Origin of the sequence: Mycobacteroides saopaulense, from assembly GCF_001456355.1 — a bacterium.
Lineage (GTDB): Bacteria > Actinomycetota > Actinomycetes > Mycobacteriales > Mycobacteriaceae > Mycobacterium > Mycobacterium saopaulense.
In genome coordinates this window covers 3,451,311-3,469,307 of record NZ_CP010271.1, presented here as the reverse complement: position 1 = coordinate 3,469,307, position 17,997 = coordinate 3,451,311, and the positions used below count along the sequence as shown (strand labels likewise).

General features: G+C 65.4%; 18 protein-coding genes. 9 read left to right on the top strand and 9 right to left on the bottom strand.

Features of this window, described 5'->3' with window-relative positions; genetic code table 11:
• Nucleotides 1-61 precede the first annotated feature (61 nt).
• The gene (locus MYCSP_RS17355; protein ID WP_083016381.1) at nucleotides 62-1,723 is read left to right on the top strand and encodes a hypothetical protein; all 1,662 of its coding nucleotides are present in this window, start codon (nucleotides 62-64) and stop codon (nucleotides 1,721-1,723) included.
• On the opposite strand, the gene MYCSP_RS17350 is transcribed toward MYCSP_RS17355, so the two are convergent.
• From MYCSP_RS17350 to MYCSP_RS17340, 3 genes are read right to left on the bottom strand one after another with little or no spacing between them, the layout of a single operon-like run.
• Nucleotides 1,720-2,475: a nucleotidyltransferase domain-containing protein gene (locus MYCSP_RS17350; RefSeq protein ID WP_083016378.1), complete on the bottom strand. Its 756-nt coding sequence runs from the start codon at nucleotides 2,473-2,475 to the stop codon at nucleotides 1,720-1,722. The genes MYCSP_RS17355 and MYCSP_RS17350 overlap by 4 nt on opposite strands.
• Nucleotides 2,472-3,068, bottom strand: a complete 597-nt coding sequence (locus tag MYCSP_RS17345) for a TetR family transcriptional regulator (protein ID WP_162266255.1) — start codon at nucleotides 3,066-3,068, stop codon at nucleotides 2,472-2,474. The genes MYCSP_RS17350 and MYCSP_RS17345 overlap by 4 nt, the downstream gene beginning before the upstream one ends.
• 58 nt (nucleotides 3,069-3,126) lie before the next feature.
• Complete coding sequence (locus MYCSP_RS17340; protein ID WP_070910036.1) at nucleotides 3,127-4,104, bottom strand: alpha/beta hydrolase; 978 nt, start codon at nucleotides 4,102-4,104, stop codon at nucleotides 3,127-3,129.
• A gap of 151 nt (nucleotides 4,105-4,255) precedes the next feature.
• Between MYCSP_RS17340 and MYCSP_RS17335 the strand changes: the two genes are divergently transcribed.
• Nucleotides 4,256-7,537, top strand: a complete 3,282-nt coding sequence (locus tag MYCSP_RS17335) for an error-prone DNA polymerase (RefSeq protein ID WP_162266254.1) — start codon at nucleotides 4,256-4,258, stop codon at nucleotides 7,535-7,537.
• Between the two features lie 57 nt (nucleotides 7,538-7,594).
• Here MYCSP_RS17335 and MYCSP_RS17330 read toward each other — a convergent pair whose 3' ends face one another.
• The gene (locus tag MYCSP_RS17330) at nucleotides 7,595-8,074 is read right to left on the bottom strand and encodes a tRNA (cytidine(34)-2'-O)-methyltransferase (RefSeq protein WP_088414499.1); all 480 of its coding nucleotides are present in this window, start codon (nucleotides 8,072-8,074) and stop codon (nucleotides 7,595-7,597) included.
• A gap of 46 nt (nucleotides 8,075-8,120) precedes the next feature.
• Nucleotides 8,121-8,321, bottom strand: a complete 201-nt coding sequence (locus MYCSP_RS17325; protein WP_070910037.1) for a hypothetical protein — start codon at nucleotides 8,319-8,321, stop codon at nucleotides 8,121-8,123.
• A 157-nt stretch (nucleotides 8,322-8,478) separates the two neighbouring features.
• Between MYCSP_RS17325 and MYCSP_RS17320 the strand changes: the two genes are divergently transcribed.
• Genes MYCSP_RS17320 through MYCSP_RS17310 form a run of 3 tightly spaced genes read left to right on the top strand, consistent with a single transcriptional unit; the run spans nucleotide 8,479 to nucleotide 10,384 of the window.
• Nucleotides 8,479-9,384, top strand: a complete 906-nt coding sequence (locus tag MYCSP_RS17320) for a helix-turn-helix domain-containing protein (protein WP_234809159.1) — start codon at nucleotides 8,479-8,481, stop codon at nucleotides 9,382-9,384.
• A gap of 41 nt (nucleotides 9,385-9,425) precedes the next feature.
• The gene (locus MYCSP_RS17315) at nucleotides 9,426-9,776 is read left to right on the top strand and encodes a VOC family protein (protein WP_088414497.1); all 351 of its coding nucleotides are present in this window, start codon (nucleotides 9,426-9,428) and stop codon (nucleotides 9,774-9,776) included.
• 53 nt (nucleotides 9,777-9,829) lie between these two features.
• Entirely contained in the window at nucleotides 9,830-10,384 is a 555-nt protein-coding gene (locus MYCSP_RS17310; protein ID WP_083016484.1) for a pentapeptide repeat-containing protein, read from the top strand.
• A gap of 16 nt (nucleotides 10,385-10,400) precedes the next feature.
• On the opposite strand, the gene MYCSP_RS17305 is transcribed toward MYCSP_RS17310, so the two are convergent.
• Both MYCSP_RS17305 and MYCSP_RS17300 read right to left on the bottom strand, forming a co-directional pair.
• Nucleotides 10,401-12,974 (bottom strand): ATP-binding cassette domain-containing protein, encoded by a 2,574-nt coding sequence (locus MYCSP_RS17305; protein WP_083016366.1) that lies wholly within the window; start codon nucleotides 12,972-12,974, stop codon nucleotides 10,401-10,403.
• Nucleotides 12,975-13,111: 137 nt separating this feature from the next.
• Nucleotides 13,112-13,705 carry an NAD(P)-dependent oxidoreductase gene (locus MYCSP_RS17300; RefSeq protein WP_088414495.1) on the bottom strand — a complete coding sequence of 198 codons (594 nt, stop codon included), beginning with the start codon at nucleotides 13,703-13,705 and terminating at the stop codon, nucleotides 13,112-13,114.
• An 88-nt stretch (nucleotides 13,706-13,793) separates the two neighbouring features.
• Between MYCSP_RS17300 and MYCSP_RS17295 the strand changes: the two genes are divergently transcribed.
• Nucleotides 13,794-14,216, top strand: coding sequence for a winged helix-turn-helix transcriptional regulator (locus MYCSP_RS17295; RefSeq protein ID WP_070909476.1), 423 nt, complete (start codon nucleotides 13,794-13,796; stop codon nucleotides 14,214-14,216).
• Here the strand turns inward: MYCSP_RS17295 and MYCSP_RS17290 are convergent.
• The gene (locus tag MYCSP_RS17290; RefSeq protein WP_088414493.1) at nucleotides 14,188-15,366 is read right to left on the bottom strand and encodes an NADH:flavin oxidoreductase; all 1,179 of its coding nucleotides are present in this window, start codon (nucleotides 15,364-15,366) and stop codon (nucleotides 14,188-14,190) included. The two genes, MYCSP_RS17295 and MYCSP_RS17290, sit on opposite strands and share 29 nt — an antisense overlap.
• An 89-nt stretch (nucleotides 15,367-15,455) precedes the next feature.
• Here MYCSP_RS17290 and MYCSP_RS17285 point away from each other — a divergent pair, with 89 nt between their 5' ends.
• Genes MYCSP_RS17285 through MYCSP_RS17275 form a run of 3 tightly spaced genes read left to right on the top strand, consistent with a single transcriptional unit; the run spans nucleotide 15,456 to nucleotide 17,309 of the window.
• On the top strand, nucleotides 15,456-16,106 hold the full coding sequence (locus MYCSP_RS17285) for a nitroreductase family protein (RefSeq protein ID WP_083016482.1): 651 nt from the start codon (nucleotides 15,456-15,458) through the stop codon (nucleotides 16,104-16,106).
• 22 nt (nucleotides 16,107-16,128) lie between these two features.
• Complete coding sequence (locus MYCSP_RS17280) at nucleotides 16,129-16,983, top strand: bifunctional methylenetetrahydrofolate dehydrogenase/methenyltetrahydrofolate cyclohydrolase (protein WP_083016463.1); 855 nt, start codon at nucleotides 16,129-16,131, stop codon at nucleotides 16,981-16,983.
• Entirely contained in the window at nucleotides 16,980-17,309 is a 330-nt protein-coding gene (locus MYCSP_RS17275; protein WP_083016352.1) for a DUF3017 domain-containing protein, read from the top strand. The genes MYCSP_RS17280 and MYCSP_RS17275 overlap by 4 nt, the downstream gene beginning before the upstream one ends.
• A 3-nt stretch (nucleotides 17,310-17,312) precedes the next feature.
• Here MYCSP_RS17275 and MYCSP_RS17270 read toward each other — a convergent pair whose 3' ends face one another.
• The gene (locus tag MYCSP_RS17270; RefSeq protein WP_088414491.1) at nucleotides 17,313-17,981 is read right to left on the bottom strand and encodes a hypothetical protein; all 669 of its coding nucleotides are present in this window, start codon (nucleotides 17,979-17,981) and stop codon (nucleotides 17,313-17,315) included.
• Between the last annotated feature and the right edge of the window lie 16 nt (nucleotides 17,982-17,997).

Sequence of the window (17,997 nt, the reverse complement as noted above, 5' to 3'; positions counted from 1 at the left end):
ACTAAATATGTTCTCCGACAATAATTCTGGTGTTAACTGGGCTCAGCATGGGAGCGGGCTGATGAAGCGGAAACAGGGCTGGACACGGGGCCGGGCGGCCATCGCTTGTTCGGCGCTACTTGTCCTGGCGGGCTGCGGCACCGAGACCGCACACGATTCGGGACCGGGTGCGGTACCCGAGAGCACCCGCGCTGACGGGCCGGCACGTAACCCGTATCTCTCGGCGGACAAGTACGGCATCACCCACATCGACTCCGCGCAGACTGACAGCTTCGCCGATCCCATCCCGCGGGGGACCTTCCACGTCGACCCGTCTGTGATGCCCCGCGTGCCCGGTGGCCCGGTCAACATCATCACCATGGCCTCCACGTCACCGCAGTACATGTGGGTGAGCTCGTCCTCGGGGGTTCGGTACGTGGATGTGTCCAACGGTGGTTTCCGTCAGGTGGCTGCGCTGGAGACCCCAGGGGTGCCACTTATCTCGGCGCAGGACCTCGATCTGGTGCTCAATCAGAAGTTCGACAGCGTCGAGCAGATCGAAGGCGCCATCCGGGATCATTGGGGTGGGGCCACCTGGAAGCGGCTCACCAACGGCGTATACGGCGCGGTCGACAAGGACAATGAGCTCTACTACGTGACGCAGAACGCTGAGATCCTCAAGTTCGGACTTGAGGACAAGGACAATCCGGCCGCGGGCATCAAGGTCGAGAAGACCTACGACTTCAAGCCCTATCTGGGCACCGGTATGACGACACTCGGCATCCCGGAGAGCATCGTCGGGGTATCGATGACCTATGACGGACATCTGCTGGTGCAGTCAAACCGGTCGTTAGCGGTTCTCGACCGTGACCTCGATGCTCCGCCCATCCAACAGGTCCGGTTGGGCGACGACGAGACCGTGTCGAATTCGATTGCCGTGGACGACAAGAATGGCGTCTACGTGGCCTCGGACAAGCTGATGCGCAAGATCGTCTGGACGGGATCGAAGCTGTCGACCGACGAGGCAGATGGCGCGTGGTCGTCCCCCTACGACTTCGGGCGGCAGCCCCCGGCGGTCAAGTTCGGTATCGGCACGGGGTCCACGCCGACCCTGATGGGCTTCGGAAAAGACTCCGACGAGCTGGTGGTCATCACCGATGGTGCCGACAGGATGAAGTTGGTTGCCTTCTGGCGCAACAAGATCCCGGATGGGTTCCAGCAGAAGCCGGGAGCCAAGTCCAACCGGATCGCCGACCAGATCCAGGTCACCGCAGGACTCAAGGATCCACTGCCGGAGTTCATCCAGAGTGAGCAGTCGGTGGTGGTGAACGGCTATGGGGCCTTCGTGGTGCAGAACATCGGCGCCGGCGGAGCTCCGGACCGGCTGGTCGATGTGTTGGCCAACGGCCCGGTATCCCCGGCGCCACAAGGTGTGCAACGATTCGAATGGGACCCGAAGGAGCATCATTGGGCCTCGGCGTGGGCCAGGGGAGACGTGGTGTCGACGTCCATGGTGCCGGCGGTCTCCACCAGCTCGGGCGTTGTCTTCCTCAACGGCTACACCAAGGCCGACGGCTGGGAAGTCACCGGCTTGGATTGGAAGACGGGAGAAACCGTGCACCGCACCATATTCGGTCAATCAAACCTGGGTAACGGTGCTTATGCGCTGATCGAAGGCATGCCCAACGGGGATCTGCTCTTCAACAGCGTGGGCGGTCCGTTCCGCGCGAAGATCGTCGGCTAATCGCTGCTTTCACCAAGGTCGCGAACTTCGCGGACGGCTCGGATCAACGTTTCCGGGTCGGGTGACAGGCCGGCGAGAATCGTGTGCACGCCGGACAATCCGGCGCGGTCGAGCAGGCTCTTCTCGTTGGTCACCCATTCGCCGCGCGCGGCCAGCACCGCATGGGCGTACTCCAAGGCTGCCACCGCCAGCAGCCCGGCGCACTGGGCCACCCGGCCGAGCGGTGCATGGTTCTCCTGGGCGTAGTGCAGGTTCAGTGCGGCGCGTGCCGACCACACATCGGGTGCTGATTCACGAAGCGCCGCAGGATAATCCGGACACGGAAGGATGCCGTGTAGCACCTTGTTGATGGCGAGCTCGCCCACCACCAGGTAGCTGGGGATTCCCGCGAGGTGAAACATCAGCGGCTCAATGTGGAACTCGCCGCGCTCCGCGCGCACCAGTTGTTCCTTGACGTCCGCCAGGTCGCGGTAATGCACATCGACACCGCGGCCTTCGATGTGTAGCCAGGCGCCGCCGTTGAATACTCCGCTGCCCCATGCGCCGGTTTCGGAGACCTCGCCCTCCCACCCGATCTGGCGCAGGTTCTCGGGATTGAACGTGCCACGGTAGTAGATCGCCAGGTCCCAGTCGCTGTCCGGGCGGTGGGTTCCCTGTGCGCGGGAGCCGCCCAGAGTCACCGCTTCGACCGAGGGAAGCGCCGCCAGATGATCGGCGACGGAACCGAGGAATGCGGCGTCAGAGGTGGTCATCGTGCGGCGACGCCGACCAGGGCCTCGACGGTTGCGATGAGCGCGGCGCGATGAGCGGACAGCCGTTCGGGAGAGAAGGGCTCGGAGTCGGCGAGGCCGCGCAGGGCCGGAGATGCGCCCAGCCAGGCGGTGGTCAGCCCGAGGGTGAGGGCCAAAATATCGGCCGGCTCCACATCGGCCGCCGGCACGGTCTGGGCGATGGCTTCGACTTTGGCGGCGTAGGCGGCGGTCTCGGCGGGGCCTGCGAGGGGCCGTTCCAGCTGGGCCCAGGTGGCGAGTCTCAGGTGTTCGGGATGCTTGATCAGGTGGTCGAACAGGGCGCCCGCGTATCCCGGTAGATCGTCGGGAGTGAACGGAACGGCGTCCGACATTCGCTGTATGGAATGCGCGACGACGGTGTCGAACAGCGTTTCCTTGTTGGTGTAGTAGACGTACAGCAGACGCTTGTTGGCCTCCGCGGCCGCTCCGATCCGGTCGACGCGCGCCCCGGCCAGCCCGTGCTCGGCGAACTCCGCGAACGCGGCATCGAGCAGCCGCTTCTTGGTCGCGGAGGCATCGGGCGGCATGTCATGAGCGTAGAGGTAGCCCTCCACATCATTTCGGCAGCGCACCGGCCAGGGCAGCGGCTGATCCCTGCCGGTGCGCCCCCCGTCAGGCCAGGTGGCTGTTGAACCAGTCGGCGATATGGCCGACGGTGCGGTCGACGATGTCGGGCTGGTCGTAGTACTGGAAGTGGTTGGTGCCGTTCTCCCAGATGAGCTTCTTGTCGGCGGTGGGAATCGATTCGAAGTGCCGTCGTGCCGCTGCCGGGTTCATGCAGGTGTCGGAGTGGACGACCAGCGCGGGCTTGTGCAGCGCGGCGGCGCCGGGCACGGTGGTGTAGTCGAAATGGTCCAGGTCGCTCATGATGGCGTAGCGGTTTTCCCAGCCCTTGAGCGTCCAGGATCCGTACCAGCTCCACACCAACGGTCCGGGTAGCCCGGCGTCGGACCCGGCGACCGGGTCACCGAGGTCGGGGGAAACCAAGGGTGCGTAGATGACCTCGCCGGTGTCCTCATAGCGTGCCTTGGCATCGCGGGCCCGTTCAAGCCTGGCCTCCAGGAGTGCTTCCAGCTGTTCGGTGGTGGGCGCGGTTGCCGGGTCGAACGGGTTCTCGCTGACACCGGCGGCAATCATGAACAGGTCGGTTTCGCGATCGCGGTAGTAGCCGGTTACCGCTGCGACAGCCTTGATCCGGTCGTCGTACGAGGCGATGTCCAACATCTCGGGCCCGCCCTGGCAGATGCCTGCGCCGAAGACGCGCGATGCGTCGACGTCGTCGCGCGTCAGTAGGTAGTCGATGGCGGCGACGGCATCTTCGTTCTTCATCTTCGGGTTCTCGAGGCGCCGTGGGGTGCCGCCGCTCTCACCCACGGTGCGTGGGTCGAACGCCAGAGCCAGGAAGCCTTCGTCGGCCAGCCGGGTGGCGTAGTGGATCGGAGCTTGTTCCTTCTCGAACGAATAGGGGCCGAGCAGGACAACGGCAGGGAAGGGGCCGTCGCCGTGAGGGCGGTGGACGACACCGACGATGTCCTCGCCATGCGAGGGGAAGGTGACCTTTTCGGGTGTGTAGTTGCCGTGGTGTGGCATTCGCTTCTCCGGGTTCTCGGGCGAGGTGCTTGTCGCCTATCGGGCGTGTTCTGACGACACCAGCATACATAGTATGTATCTAGTTAGTTACCTTGCTGACTCAAAATTTCGCACGGCAGATAATCGAACAAATGTTCGATACACTGGCGGGGTGGGTTGGTCGCATGGTCCCCCGACATGGGCGGAAATGGAGCGGGTGCTCGATGGGCGCCTCAATCCTCATGCCCCGCCGGGCGACGGTGGGGACGGTCCGGCGTGGAGTCGAAAGCGCCTGCCCTATGAGCCACCCACTCGGGAACGCGGACGGTCGACGGTGCCCTATGCGGAGTTACACGCGCATTCGGCGTTCAGTTTTCTCGACGGTGCCAGCCTGCCGGAGGAGATGGCGCAGGAGGCCGCGCGCCTGGATCTCAGGGGGCTGGCCATCACCGACCACAACGGTTTCTACGGGGTGGTCCGTTTCGCGGAAGCCGCCAAGGAACTCGGCCTGCCTACCGTGTTCGGGGCGGAGCTATCCCTTGGCGGGCAAGGCAACACGGAGGACTCGGTACATCTGCTGGTGTTGGCGCGCGGCCAGGAGGGGTATCGGAGGTTGTCGCGACAAATGGCGGCCGCGCACCTGTCGGGCGGAACCGCCAAAGATCGAAAGGGCAAGCCGCGCTACGACCTTGATGTGCTCGCCGAGGCGGCAGGAGGGCATTGGCACGTTTTGACGGGATGCCGCAAGGGGCACGTGCGACGGGCGCTTGCCCACGGCGGGCCCGTCGCGGCCAAGCGGGCGCTGGCGGATCTGGTCGACCGATTTGGTGCCGATCGCGTCAGCGTCGAGCTCAGCAGACATGGCCACCCGGACGAGGATGAGCGCAACGCAGAGCTTGCCGTGCTGGCTCCGGGGTTCGGTCTCGGCGTCATCGCCACCACGGCAGCGCATTTCGCCACACCCGAGAGCGGCCGCCTGGCCATGGCGATGGCGGCGGTGCGGGCACGCAAGAGCCTCGATGACGCGGCGGGCTGGCTGGCTCCGATGGGAGGGGCACATCTGCGTTCCGGCGATGAGATGGCGCGGTTGTTTTCTCACTGCCCAGAGGTGGTGACGGCAGCCGCTGAGCTGGGAGAGGCGTGCGCCTTCGACCTGCGGCTCATCGCTCCGCAGTTGCCGCCGTTCGATGTTCCGCCCGGTCACACCGAGGACAGCTGGTTGCGGCACCTGGCTCTGGAAGGTGCCGCACGCCGATACGGTCCCCGGGTGGGCGCGGAGAAAGCCTACGCTCAAATCGAGCGCGAGCTGGAAATCATTGCGCAGCTGAATTTTCCGGGCTACTTCCTGGTGGTGCACGACATCACCCAGTTCTGCCGTCGCAGCGACATCCTGTGCCAGGGGCGTGGCTCCGCCGCCAACTCGGCGGTCTGCTACGCGCTCGGTGTCACCAATGTGGACCCGGTGGCCAACGGGCTGTTGTTCGAGCGGTTCTTGTCGTCGGCTCGCGATGGGCCGCCGGACATCGACATCGATATCGAATCGGACGAGCGGGAACAGGCCATCCAGTACGTCTACAACAAGTACGGCCGTGAGTACGCGGCGCAGGTGGCCAACGTGATCACCTACCGTGGGCGAATGGCCGTGCGAGACATGGCCAAAGCCCTGGGGTTCGCGCAGGGGCAACAGGACGCTTGGAGCAAGCAGCTCGGGCACTGGGGCGGTACGGCCGATGCGGCGGAGGTCGACGGCATTCCGCCGCAGGTGATCGACCTGGCTCAGCAGATCAAGAATTTTCCCCGGCACATGGGCATCCATTCGGGTGGCATGGTCATCTGTGATCGCCCGCTGGCCGATGTGGTGCCTGTCGAATGGGCGCGCAAGGAGAACCGTAGCGTGCTGCAATGGGACAAGGACGATTGCGCGGCAGTGGGTTTGGTCAAGTTCGATCTGCTCGGGCTCGGCATGCTCTCGGCACTGCACTATTGCATCGACCTGGTCCGCGAGCACAAGGGCATCGCGGTAGACCTGGCTCACATCGACCTGAAGGAGGAGGCGGTCTACGAGATGCTGGCCCGTGCCGATTCGGTGGGGGTGTTCCAGGTGGAGTCGCGCGCTCAGATGGCCACGCTGCCCCGGTTGAAGCCCAAGTGTTTCTACGACTTGGTGGTGGAGGTGGCGTTGATCCGGCCCGGGCCCATCCAGGGCGGATCGGTGCATCCATACATACGGCGGTACAACAAGATCGACAAAGACTGGAAGCACGACCATCCCTCCATGGCGGCCGCGCTGGACAAGACCCTGGGGGTGCCGCTGTTTCAGGAGCAGCTGATGCAGCTCGCGGTGGATGTGGCCGGCTTCAGTCCCGCCGAATCCGATCAGCTGCGCCGGGCCATGGGGTCCAAACGCTCACCGGAACGGATGGAGCGCCTTCGGGCCAGGTTCTACGAGGGCATGCGGGACCTGCACGGCATCACCGGTGAGCTGGCCGATCGGATCTACGAAAAGCTCTACGCCTTTGCCAATTTCGGTTTCCCGGAGAGTCACGCGCAGAGCTTCGCCTCGCTGGTGTTCTATTCGTCCTGGTTCAAGCTGCATCATCCTGCCGCGTTCTGCGCGGCCCTGCTACGCGCACAGCCCATGGGCTTCTACTCGCCGCAGTCCCTGGTGGCCGATGCGCGTCGGCACGGTGTCACCGTGCACGGCCCCGATGTGAACGCCAGCCTGTCGTATGCGACGTTGGAGAACGCAGGGCTGGAGGTGCGGATCGGCCTGGGCGCCGTTCGCCATATCGGAGACGATCTGGCGAAGGCGATTGTCGAGGAACGAAAAATGCATGGTCCCTTCGCCTCCCTGCTCGACCTGACCGGCCGCATCCAGCTGACCACGGCACAGGTCGAGGCTCTGGCCACCGGAGGGGCGCTGAGCTGCTTCGGCATGTCGCGGCGTGAGGCGCTGTGGGTGGCGGGCGCTGCGGCCGCGCAACGCCCTGATCGACTGCCCGGAGTCGGGGTGTCCTCACGGATTCCGGAACTTCCGGCGATGGGTGAGGTGACACAGGCTGCCGCCGACGTGTGGGCCACCGGGGTCACCCCCGACGCGTACCCCACCCAGTTCCTTCGGGAGCGGCTCGACGAGTTGGGTGTTGTTCCGGCCAAGGGGCTCTTCGACGTTCCGGACGGGTCGCGGGTGTTGGTGGCGGGGGCGGTCACCCACCGTCAACGACCGGCCACGGCTGCCGGGGTAACGTTCATCAACCTTGAGGATGAGACGGGCATGGTGAACGTGGTGTGCTCGGTGGGCCTGTGGGCGCGCCACCGCAAGCTGGCGGTGAGCGCGCAGGCGTTGATCATCCGCGGCCAGGTCCAGAACGCCAGCGGCGCCATTTCCGTGGTGGCCGACCAGCTGCGGCCATTGGATCTTCGGATTCGGTCCACCTCGCGGGACTTCCGTTGACCCCCTGCCGAGATGACATTGGCGCTGGTGAATTGCGGGTAGCGACCAGCATGGATGTCATCTCGGCGGCGTGGAAACCGCCTGCCCTGCGAATCCGTGCTGACGCCAAGCCTCGTACGCCGCGATGGCCGCGGCATTGGACAGGTTGAGTGATCTACGCCCGGGCAGCAGCGGGATGCGTACCTTCTCGGTGACGTGTGGATCGGCCAGGACCTCGGGGTCCAGGCCGGTGGGCTCGGGACCGAACAGCAGCACATCGCCCGGCTGATAGGCGATATCGGTGTAGCTGACGTCGGCATGCGCGGTGAAGGCATACACCCGCTGTGGTCTCAGTGATTCCCAAGCAGCGGAAAGACTCTCGTGGACCGTCACCGACGCCATGTCGTGATAGTCCAGGCCGGCGCGCCGGACCTTGGCCTCCGACAGATCGAACAGCGGCTGCACCAGATGCAGCTCGCACCCGGTGCCCGCCACCATCCGGATCGCGTTCCCGGTGTTGGGAGCGATCCGTGGCTCATGGAATATCACGCGAAACACCCCACTATCTTGCGGCAAGGCGTGCAGTGTTCGACGCGACGGGGTGCTACAGCTTGTATCGGAAGTACCCCATGGCAAGAAACAACACCACGAAGACTCCAAGCCCCAATCCTGCGACCACGCTCTTGAGGGCTAGTGAGATACATACGATGGCGACTAGCGGGGCGACCGCCCAATAGAGCCATTTCTGGAGAACGCTCTCGCGTGGTTCTGCGAATATGCAGATGCCTCCGCTCACCGCCGCCATCAAGGCCACATAGAACTCGGGATCCGGCGCCCTCACGTCCGACACTCTATGTTGAGGCAGGTTCTGAGTAGCTCGATCCCATTCGGAGGGAAGGGATGTCCGACTCGGAACACAGATCACGGTTTCCCTGCCCCTGCGGTTGGGGCACGATGGAGCCATGGGCAGCCCGGTGACATACCAGTGCGGGGCTGCCGGTGATGTGGGGTGGGAGTCGGTGACCCGATCGGTCGACGCCACACTGGCCGGGATTGTGCACGAATACACCGAGTTCCGCGAGTACTCCGACAAACCCGTCGACCGTCGCGAGGTTGCCGGTGTCGACCCGGTGCTCATTATCGAGTTCGGCGATCCGCTGCTGGTCACCGATGCCGCGGACACGCAGTCTCCGCGGATGTGGCAGTCATTCGGTGCCGGTGCGTGTCAGGGGCCCACTGCTACCTTGCATTCGGGAATGCAACACTGCCTTGAAGTGCGGTTGACGCCGCTGGGGATGTACCGGATGACCGGTCTGCCGATGAGCGATATCAGCAATCGTGCGGTCAGTCTCGAAGACCTGTTCGGCGACGAGGGTCGGCACCTACCCGAACGACTTGCGGCGCAAAATGATTGGTCTCTCCGATTCGATCTGCTGGATTCGATGTTGGCGCGCGCGGCGGCAAATGGCCCAGAGCCCGACCCCGAGGTGGCCTGGGCGTGGCGACTGCTGAGCCAAACCCATGGAACGGCGTCTGTCGGCGAGATAGTGGCCGAGACCGGTTGGAGTCGCGCTCGATTGGCGAAGCGCTTCTGCGGCCAAGTCGGTCTGACTCCCAAGGCGGCCGCACGTGTGCTTCGCTTTGGTCGGGCGATGACGCTGCTGGCCGCGCCGGGTCATCGATCGCTCGCCTCGATCGCATTGGCGTGCGGCTATTTCGATCAGGCGCACTTCAACCGCGATTTCAGGATGTTCGCGGGGTGCTCACCGACGGAGTTGGCCGCGCTGCGGTACGCGGACCTTCCTGGCATACACGATCCGGGTATTTGCGAAACATTTGTACAAGACGAGGGCACATCGCGGGCCTAACGTCGCTGCCGTCACACACATTCGGCAGAGAGGAATTCACGATGACCGGCGAACCGACCTTCTTCGAGATCGGAGTGCCCGATGCGGTACGTGCACAGAAGTTCTACCAGGGGCTCCTGGCCTGGGCGCCACACGCGATGGGCGAGGGTGGGCAGGCCTGGCTCGAAACGGGTGGTATCAACGGCGGACTGCACGGTGACGACGAGGACCGCCGGATCGACATGTTCTTCGGGGTGCCCGACATTGACGCGGCCGTCCTGACCGTTCGTGAACTCGGCGGTGAGGCGGAGGATCCCGGGCCGGAGGAGCCGGGCTTCGGACGCTTCGTCTTCTGCAAGGACGATCAAGGCGTGCGATTCGGGCTGCACCAGCGCTCCGGCAGCTTCGCCTGAGCGACCCGCACGCGCACGGCCACCCGTCGCACCCGAGCGGCATGATGGCAGTCATGGCCGAGCACTGGACTGACCGAGAGATCACGGCAGAGACCTTCTACGACGAGGACCTCCGCGAACTGCACACCGAGCGTGTGGTTTTCACCGAGTGTGACTTCAGCGGAGCCAATCTCACGGAGTCGCTGCATGTCGGCTCGGCCTTCCGTAACTGCACCTTCCGGCGCACCTCGCTGTGGCATTCGGAGTTCCGGCAGTGCAGCTTGCTCGGTTCGACACTCACCGATTGCCGGGTGCGCCCGTCGAAGTTCACCGAAACCGACTTCACGCTGTCGTCGCTCGGCGGGCTCGATCTGCGCGAGATGGACCTGTCGGATTGCCGTTTCCGCGAGGCCAACCTGGTGGGCACCGACATGCGTAAGGCCAACCTGCACGGTGCCGACTTCACCGGCGCCCGCACCCAGAACCTCAAGCTTGACGGCGCCGATCTGCGCGGTGCCCGGGTCGACCCGACGTTATGGACCACCGCCGCCCTGATCGCCGCGAAAGTCGATCTGCCCCAGGCCATCGCATTCGCCGCCGCTCATGGGTTGGACGTGCACGGAGGCTAGGCCCAGCCCGGGAAAATCAGCCCTTGAGGCGGATGCGCCAGCGCACGAACCCGGCCATCACCAGCGAGAGCAGCGCCAGGATGCCCATGTCGAACAGCCAGGTTCCGGCATCGTGGTTCCACAGCTCGTCTTGCGGGCCCACCGGCACCAGCTTGCGTAGGTCGCAGGTGGCGGCCGTTGCGGCGAAGCCCCAGCGAGACGGGAACAGGAACGAAAGTTGTTCCAGCCCGGCCCGTCCCGTCACCGGGATGAGGCCACCGCTGAACACGATCTGCGTCATGGTGGCGATCACCAGCATCGGCATCACCTGCTCGGCCGAGGTGGCCAGCGAGGACAGCACCAAACCCAGCACGGTGGCCGCGCAAGCGGTCGCCGCGACGGCCACCCACAGTTCGAAGTTGGCGCTGCCCAGTAGCACCGCACCCTGTGTGGGTCCGCCGCGAATGATCACGATGACGGCGGTCATGATGGCCGACTGCACGATGGCAGCCCCGCAGTAGGTGATGATCTTGGCCAGCAGATAGGCCGTGGCCGAGAGGCCCACCGCCTGTTCTCGGCGGAAGATCACCCGTTCGCCGATCAGGTCGCGGATGGTCAGCGCCAGACCCAGGAAGCTCGCGCCCAGGTTGGTCAGCGCCAGCAGCAGCCCTGGTTCGTTCGGGTTGTCGGGCAGTGCCACATTGAAACCGGCGCTGCCGGGTACCGACAACACCAGTCCGGCAAGGACAAACGGCAGTAGCGCCAGGAAGATGAAGTACCCGCGGTCCGCCAGGATCAGCCGCCCTTGGCGGCGTGCCACCGTGGAGACCTGCCGTAGCAGGCTGGTCTTGGGCGGCTTGCCCAGATCGCCTGGCGGGGTCGCCGCGGTGACGGGTTTGTTCGCGGCGGGATGCCGTGACAGATACGCCTGGTGCACGCCATCCGGATCGGCCGCGGCGTTGGCGAAGATGTCGGCCCAGTCGGTGGTGCCCATCTCCTGACCGATGCTGCGGGGCGGGCCGCAGTAGGCCGTCTTGCCGCCGGGGGCCAGCAGCAGCACCTGGTCGCAGTAGCTCAGATAGGTCAGCGAGTGCGTCACCACCACAACCACGCGGCCCGCATCGGCGAGTTGGCGCATCAGGCTCATCACCTGACGGTCCAGCGCGGGATCCAAACCGGACGTGGGCTCGTCGAGGATCAGCAGGGACGGCCCGGTCAGCAGCTCCATCGCGACCGAGGCGCGCTTGCGCTGTCCGCCGGACAGCTTGTCGACCCGGGTCTCGGCGTGCTTGGTCATCTCGAGTTCCTCAAGAACCCGGGACACCACCTGCTCGCGGTCTTCCTTGGTGGTATCCGGCGGTAGTCGCAGCTCGGCGGCGTAATGCAAGGCCTGGCTGACGGTCAGCTGCGGGTGCACCACATCGTCCTGGGGCACCATGCCGATGCGGTTTCGCATCACGGCGTACTCGGCGTGCACGCCGTGCCCTTCGAACGACACCTTGCCGGCCGACGGCTGGGTGTTGCCGACGATCAGGCGGGCCAGCGTGGACTTGCCGGCGCCCGAAGGGCCGATCACGGCGGTCAGCGAGCCGGGCCCGGCCGAGAAGCTGATGTCGTCGAGCAGTTTCTTGCCGCCCTCGACGGTGAAGTCGATGCCCTGCACCTCAAGGCCACCGACCCGGGTGGCCGTCGTGGGTTTGACGAGCGTCCCGTCCTGGACAACGAGGTCGACGTTACCGATGGTGACGGTGTCGCCCTCGTGGAGCAACGACTGCTCGACCTGGACACCGTTGACGAAGGTGCCGTTGATGGTGTGCAGGTCCTGGATCTCCAGGCCACCGGCGGTCGGGAGCAACAATGCGTGGTGACGGGAGGCCAGCACGTCATTGACGACGATGGTGTTGTCGGGGGCGCGGCCGACGGTGATCGCCCCGGGGCTCGGCTTCGGTGCGCCACCGATGCCGAGCGCGCGCATCGCACGGGTACCGAAGGGTTCCACCGGCTCGTTGGAGTAGGACGCGGGCACCGGAGTGGGTCCTGACGGGTACTGCTGACGCGGCCGGGTGGGTCCCGAGGTACTGGGCGTCCCATAGGTCGGCGGGCCCGAGGGCGGAGCTCCGTACGGATGCTGCTGGCTGGGCGGCTGACTGTATGTCTGCGGAGCAGACTGGTAGCCGCCGGTGGGGTAGTGCTGCTGTGCGCTTTGATACGGCTGCTGCACACCGGTCTGTTGCACCTGCTGCGGTCCGGACAGGTAACCGCGCATAGTCGGGGGAGCGATCCCGAGCTGTGTCTCGCCACCCAGCCCGCCGAGCGCGAACGTCAGCCGCGGACCGCCTGGATCACCCAGGTTGATCACGGTGTCATCGCGGACCTCGACCCAACCGACCTGGCGGCCGTTGACGAAGATGCCGTTGAGGCTGCGCTGGTCTTCGGCGATCCATTTGCCGTCGACAAACCTGATTATCAGGTGAATACGCGACACCAACGGGTGCGTGATGCGTACATCGGCGTGGATATCGCGGCCGATATGGATGTCGTGCCCGGGTGCGAACTTTCGTTCGTCACCATCGAATACCACGGTGAGAGTGGGTGCTTCCCGACCAGTCATCGCCACCGACTGTATCGGGTCGCGGCGGGCGGTCGGCCCTCCCGCGCCGGAGGTTCACAGGTGCCGGGGCAGAAGTTCACAGGTTATGCAGTAGAAACACTGGCGAGACGCCGCGGGAGGGCCACGGCGTCTCCGTGTCAGTTGGCGACCGTGAACCGCACCCGTCGGTGCGTGGGTCGTTCGAGTTCGTCGGCCACGGCCACGGCGAAATCCTCGGCAGAGATGGATGGACCTGCCGGGGAATCGCCGGCCACGCGATAGGAACCCGTGCGCTCGCCCGGTTCGATCAGCGGCGCGGGTGAAAGGTAGACCCAGTCGACATCCTGGTCGGACAGTTCGAGGGATTCCAGAGCGGAGGCGTGAGCGAGGGCCTCGGCACGGTATGAATCGGGGAACTCCGGTGAATCGACCAGGCGCTTCCCGTCGTCCAGCAGTGAGCCTGCACCACCAACGACGAAGAGCCGCGTGCCGTGCACATTCGCGGCGGCGGTGGTGATCGCGTCGACGAACTCGCTGGGGGCGCCCCCGGAGCGGCTCGGGCCTATCGCGGACACGACGGCGTCATGCCCGGCAGCCACGTCCTCGACCAGGGTGGCATCGGCAAGCGTCCCCGGCTGGGTCTGCTCGCCGCCCCGCCGGCTGTACCCCGTCACCGCATGCCCGCGGGCGCGCAGCTCGGCGGCGATACGTGACCCGACCATGCCGGTGGCACCAAATATTGCGATCTTCATGAGAATCGGTCCTTCCTCCAACGGTGTGAACTCCCCAAAAATATCTATTGGTAACTTGGTACCTCAAAGTAACTAATGGAGTGTTCTCATGTATGACTCATCACAGCCCGCCTGGGTGGGAAACGCACTCGATCCGGATTGCCCCACCCGGATCGTGCTGGACCGGATTGGGGACAAGTGGACGGTGTTGGTGGTGGCGGCGCTTGCTGATGGCCCGCTGCGGTTCACCGTGCTGCGTGAGCGGATCGGCGGCATCACCGGCAAGGTGCTCACCTCGACGTTGCGGTCGATGCTGCGTGACGGGCTGGTGGTACGCACGGCGTACGCGACTGTGCCGCCGAAGGTGGAATACGAACTGACCGATTTGGGGAGTTCGCTGCGTCAGCCCATTGACGAGTTGAGGTTGTGGGCCGAGCGCCACGTCGCGCACATCGTGCGCAACCGAGACACACACGATGCTGGTCAGCCGCCGGCGCCGCAGCCTAGGTCAGCACGCAGTGAGTTTTGCTGAATATTGTTGCCATGCATTGATTGCAGTGGGTGCACCGTGAATGAGCCTCCCGATCGGCCGCCACTCGATTCACCAGGTCGGGATCTGCCAACAGCGCGCGGCCCATGGCGACGAACTCGAATCCCTCGGCCATCGCCAGATCCATCGACTCGCCGCCGGTGATGCCGCCCAGCAGAATCAGCGGCATGTCCAGTTCGGCACGGAAGCGGCGGGCATCGTCGAGCAAGAACGCGTCGCGGTAGGGGTACGACCGGAAGAACTTCTTTCCGGTCAGGCGCACGCCCCACCCCATCGGTTTGGGGAAGCCCTTGGCGAGCTCACGGATCGGCACGTCGCCACGGAACAAGTACATGGGATTGACTAGGGAGCTGCCCGCGGTCAGCTCCAGGGCGTCAAGCCCGCCGTCCTCCTGTAACCAGGTGGCCGTCTGCAGCGATTCTTCGATGGGGATGCCACCGCGAATGCCGTCGGTCATGGTCAGCTTCGCGGTCACGGCGAGCCGGTTACCGGCTACCTCGCGTACTGCCTGAACCACCGCGCGTGCCACCTTGGCGCGGTTGGCCAAAGAGCCGCCGTATTCGTCCCCCCGCCGGTTGAATAGCGGGCTCAAGAACGAGCTCACGAAATATCCATGGCCCAGATGGATTTCGACGGCGTCGAACCCGGCCTCGATGGCCAGTCGGGCCGCGTTCGCATGTGCCGCGATGACGCCCTCGATGTCGGAGGCGCTGGCCTGGCGTGCGAACTTCATGCCCAGCGGATTGAAGAACCGGATCGGGGAGAGGGCAGGTGATCCGTTGGATCGGGCGTTGGCCACCGGGCCGGCGTGGCCGATCTGGGCCGACACCGCGGCGCCGGTGTCGTGGATGGCATCGGTGAGGCGTCGCAGCCCGGGAATGGCCTCCTCGCGCATCCAGACCTGGCCGTACTCGGTGCGTCCCTCGGGAGCCACCGCGCAGTAGGCGACGGTTGTCATGCCGACCCCACCCAGGGCAGGCCTGCGGTGATACTCGATGAGATCGTCGGTGACGAAGGCGTCGGGGGAGGCGGCCTCGAAGGTCGCCGCCTTGATCGTCCGGTTGCGCAGCGTGATGGGGCCGAGCCGCGCAGGCGCCAGCACATCGGGAACTCCAGCGGCGTCACTGCCCATGGGCGGGAGATTACGCCGCGACATCGGGCCGCGAATTCTGGATGCGGACTCCTACTTTTCGGTCAACCGGGTGGATGTACGTTCGTTTCATGACCTCCCTGAATCTGTCGGCCGACGAAGTTCTGACTACCACCCGTTCGGTGCGCAAGCGCCTCGACTTCGACAAGCCCGTCGAGCGTGCGGTTGTCGAGGAATGCCTGAACATCGCCATGCAGGCGCCGACGGGCTCCAACCATCAGGGCTGGCACTGGGTGATCGTGGAGGACGCCGAGAAGAAGAAGGCCATCGCCGACATCTACCGCGAGGGCTGGAACAAGTACGCCAAGGGCGCGGGCGCCACCTACGCCGAGGGCGATACCCGGGCAGAGCGCAAGGAGAAGGTCGTGGATTCGGCCGGCTACCTCGCCGAGAACTTCGAGCGGGCGCCACTCTTCCTCATCCCGTGCATCGAAGGTCGCCTGGACAACCTGCCGGTGGTCGGTGGGGCGTCGTCGTGGGGATCGCTGCTGCCCGCGGTGTGGAGCTTCATGCTCGCGGCCCGCAACCGTGGTTTGGGATCGGCCTGGACCACGTTGCACCTCATGGACGACGGCGAGCAGCGCACCGCCGACATTCTGGGCATCCCCTTCGAGAAGGTGACTCAGGGTGGTTTGTTCCCCATCGCCTACACCGTTGGCACCGACTTCCGGCTCGCCAAGCGTCAGCCGCTCGCCGACGTCCTGCACTGGGACACTTGGTGATCACGTGGTGGATACTGACTCGGTGACTTCGGCAACGGCGACTCGACTTGACGGTAAGGCCACCCGCGACGAGATCTTTGTGGAGCTGGCCACTCGTGCCGCTGCGCTGACGGCGGCGGGCAAGACACCGGGCCTGGGCACCATCCTGGTGGGGGATGACCCAGGCTCGCACGCCTACGTCCGTGGCAAGCACGCCGACTGCGCCAAGGTCGGCATCAACTCGATTCGCCGTGACCTGCCCGCCGACATCGATCAGGCCACCCTTTGCGCCACCATCGACGAGCTGAACGCCAACCCGGACTGCACCGGATACATCGTGCAGCTGCCGTTGCCCAAGCATCTCGACGAGAACGAGGCGCTGGAGCGCATCGATCCCGACAAGGACGCCGACGGTCTGCACCCGACGAACCTGGGCCGGCTGGTGCTCGGCAAGGAGGCTCCGCTTCCCTGCACGCCCCGCGGGATCGTGTATCTGCTGCGCCGCTACGACGTCAAGCTCGACGGGGCACACGTCGTGGTGATCGGGCGCGGCGTCACGGTGGGGCGTCCCCTCGGACTGCTACTGACCCGGCGTTCGGAGAACGCGACAGTCACCCTGTGCCACACCGGAACCCGTGATCTGGCCGCCCTGACCCGGCAGGCCGACATCATCGTCGCGGCTGCCGGCGTGCCCCATATGGTGACCGCGGACATGGTCAAACCGGGCGCGGCGGTCATCGACGTGGGTGTCAGCCGCGTCGACGACAAGCTGACCGGTGACGTGGCCGAGGACGTCTGGGATGTCGCAGGGTATGTGTCGCCGAATCCCGGTGGGGTCGGCCCGTTGACCCGAGCCTTCTTGCTCACCAACGTGATCGAGCGAGCGGAACGTTCGTGACAGCCCTGCAGCCGGAGTCACGCGGCCTTCTTACGGCCGCGCTCGATGCCGTCCGCCGCTTCGCCCGCGCGCAGTGGCCGATCCTGGTGGTGTCGGCCGTGTTCCTGGTGGCGCTGGGATTGGTGATCGCCGATCGCTGGCGACGCGGCGCACTGGTCGTGGGAATCGCCGTGGGTGTCGCGGCCGCGCTGCGGCTGGTGCTCACCGATGAGACCGCGGGGCTATTGGCGGTGCGCAGCAAGAGCTTTGATGTCGGTGCCCTCAGTGCCGTCGCCGCGACGATGGTCTACCTGGCGTTGACGATCGATCCGCTGGGCACCGGGTAGGCGCTATTTGAGCAGCTGCGCCGAGCGCGCGATAGCGTCGGCCTGCTCGCCGAAGAACTGCTCCGACGGTTCACCGCTGGGGCTGCCGGTGTTGCTCGTGGCGATCTGCCAGCGCTGATCGCCCTGCCCGACGAACGCCACATAGATTTTCGGTGTGGTGGCCGCCGGAGGCTTGCCTTCAGCGGCCACCGGCTTCTCCAGTTCCAGGCTTGCCGAGGCCCCGGCCAGGTTGGGGCCATCCCATGAGTCTCGTTTGTCCGCAGTGACTTTCGATTGACGAGTCTTGACGAACTCGCTCACTGCGTCGGCGTTGGACCCGGCCAACCAGCCCTTCACTTCGGGGGCGTCGTCGGACGGTGTCAACTTGCGGATGCGCACGTACTGGGCGAATTCGGACGACTCCCACTTGGGCCGCACCTGGTAGGTCACCAGTCCCTTGTTGTTGTGCACCCCGTCGGCGAAGGCCACCCAGTCATGCGGGAGGGTGATGTAGATGCCCAGCTCGGGAATGAACTGCCGGGTATGCCGCTCGGCCGGCGCCCCGGTGGCGGTGGACTCGGACTCGCTCTTGGTGTCCGACGACGGCCCACCGGATCCGCAGCCGGTGAGTGCCGGGGCCAGGAGTGTGGTGGTGACAAAGAGGGCAGCCAGGAGGCGGCGATCCGTATGCACGGGTACACCGTAGCGG

Bases quoted from the DNA above. Each gene is read 5' to 3' on its own strand.
- MYCSP_RS17355 (WP_083016381.1), top strand. From the start codon at position 62: ATGAAGCGGAAACAGGGCTGGACACGGGGCCGGGCGGCCATCGCTTGT.
- MYCSP_RS17350 (WP_083016378.1), bottom strand. From the start codon at position 2,475: ATGACCACCTCTGACGCCGCATTCCTCGGTTCCGTCGCCGATCATCTG.
- MYCSP_RS17340 (WP_070910036.1), bottom strand. From the start codon at position 4,104: ATGCCACACCACGGCAACTACACACCCGAAAAGGTCACCTTCCCCTCG.
- MYCSP_RS17325 (WP_070910037.1), bottom strand. From the start codon at position 8,321: ATGGCGGCGGTGAGCGGAGGCATCTGCATATTCGCAGAACCACGCGAG.
- MYCSP_RS17320 (WP_234809159.1), top strand. From the start codon at position 8,479: ATGGGCAGCCCGGTGACATACCAGTGCGGGGCTGCCGGTGATGTGGGG.
- MYCSP_RS17315 (WP_088414497.1), top strand. From the start codon at position 9,426: ATGACCGGCGAACCGACCTTCTTCGAGATCGGAGTGCCCGATGCGGTA.
- MYCSP_RS17310 (WP_083016484.1), top strand. From the start codon at position 9,830: ATGGCCGAGCACTGGACTGACCGAGAGATCACGGCAGAGACCTTCTAC.
- MYCSP_RS17305 (WP_083016366.1), bottom strand. From the start codon at position 12,974: ATGACTGGTCGGGAAGCACCCACTCTCACCGTGGTATTCGATGGTGAC.
- MYCSP_RS17300 (WP_088414495.1), bottom strand. From the start codon at position 13,705: ATGAAGATCGCAATATTTGGTGCCACCGGCATGGTCGGGTCACGTATC.
- MYCSP_RS17295 (WP_070909476.1), top strand. From the start codon at position 13,794: ATGTATGACTCATCACAGCCCGCCTGGGTGGGAAACGCACTCGATCCG.
- MYCSP_RS17290 (WP_088414493.1), bottom strand. From the start codon at position 15,366: ATGGGCAGTGACGCCGCTGGAGTTCCCGATGTGCTGGCGCCTGCGCGG.
- MYCSP_RS17285 (WP_083016482.1), top strand. From the start codon at position 15,456: ATGACCTCCCTGAATCTGTCGGCCGACGAAGTTCTGACTACCACCCGT.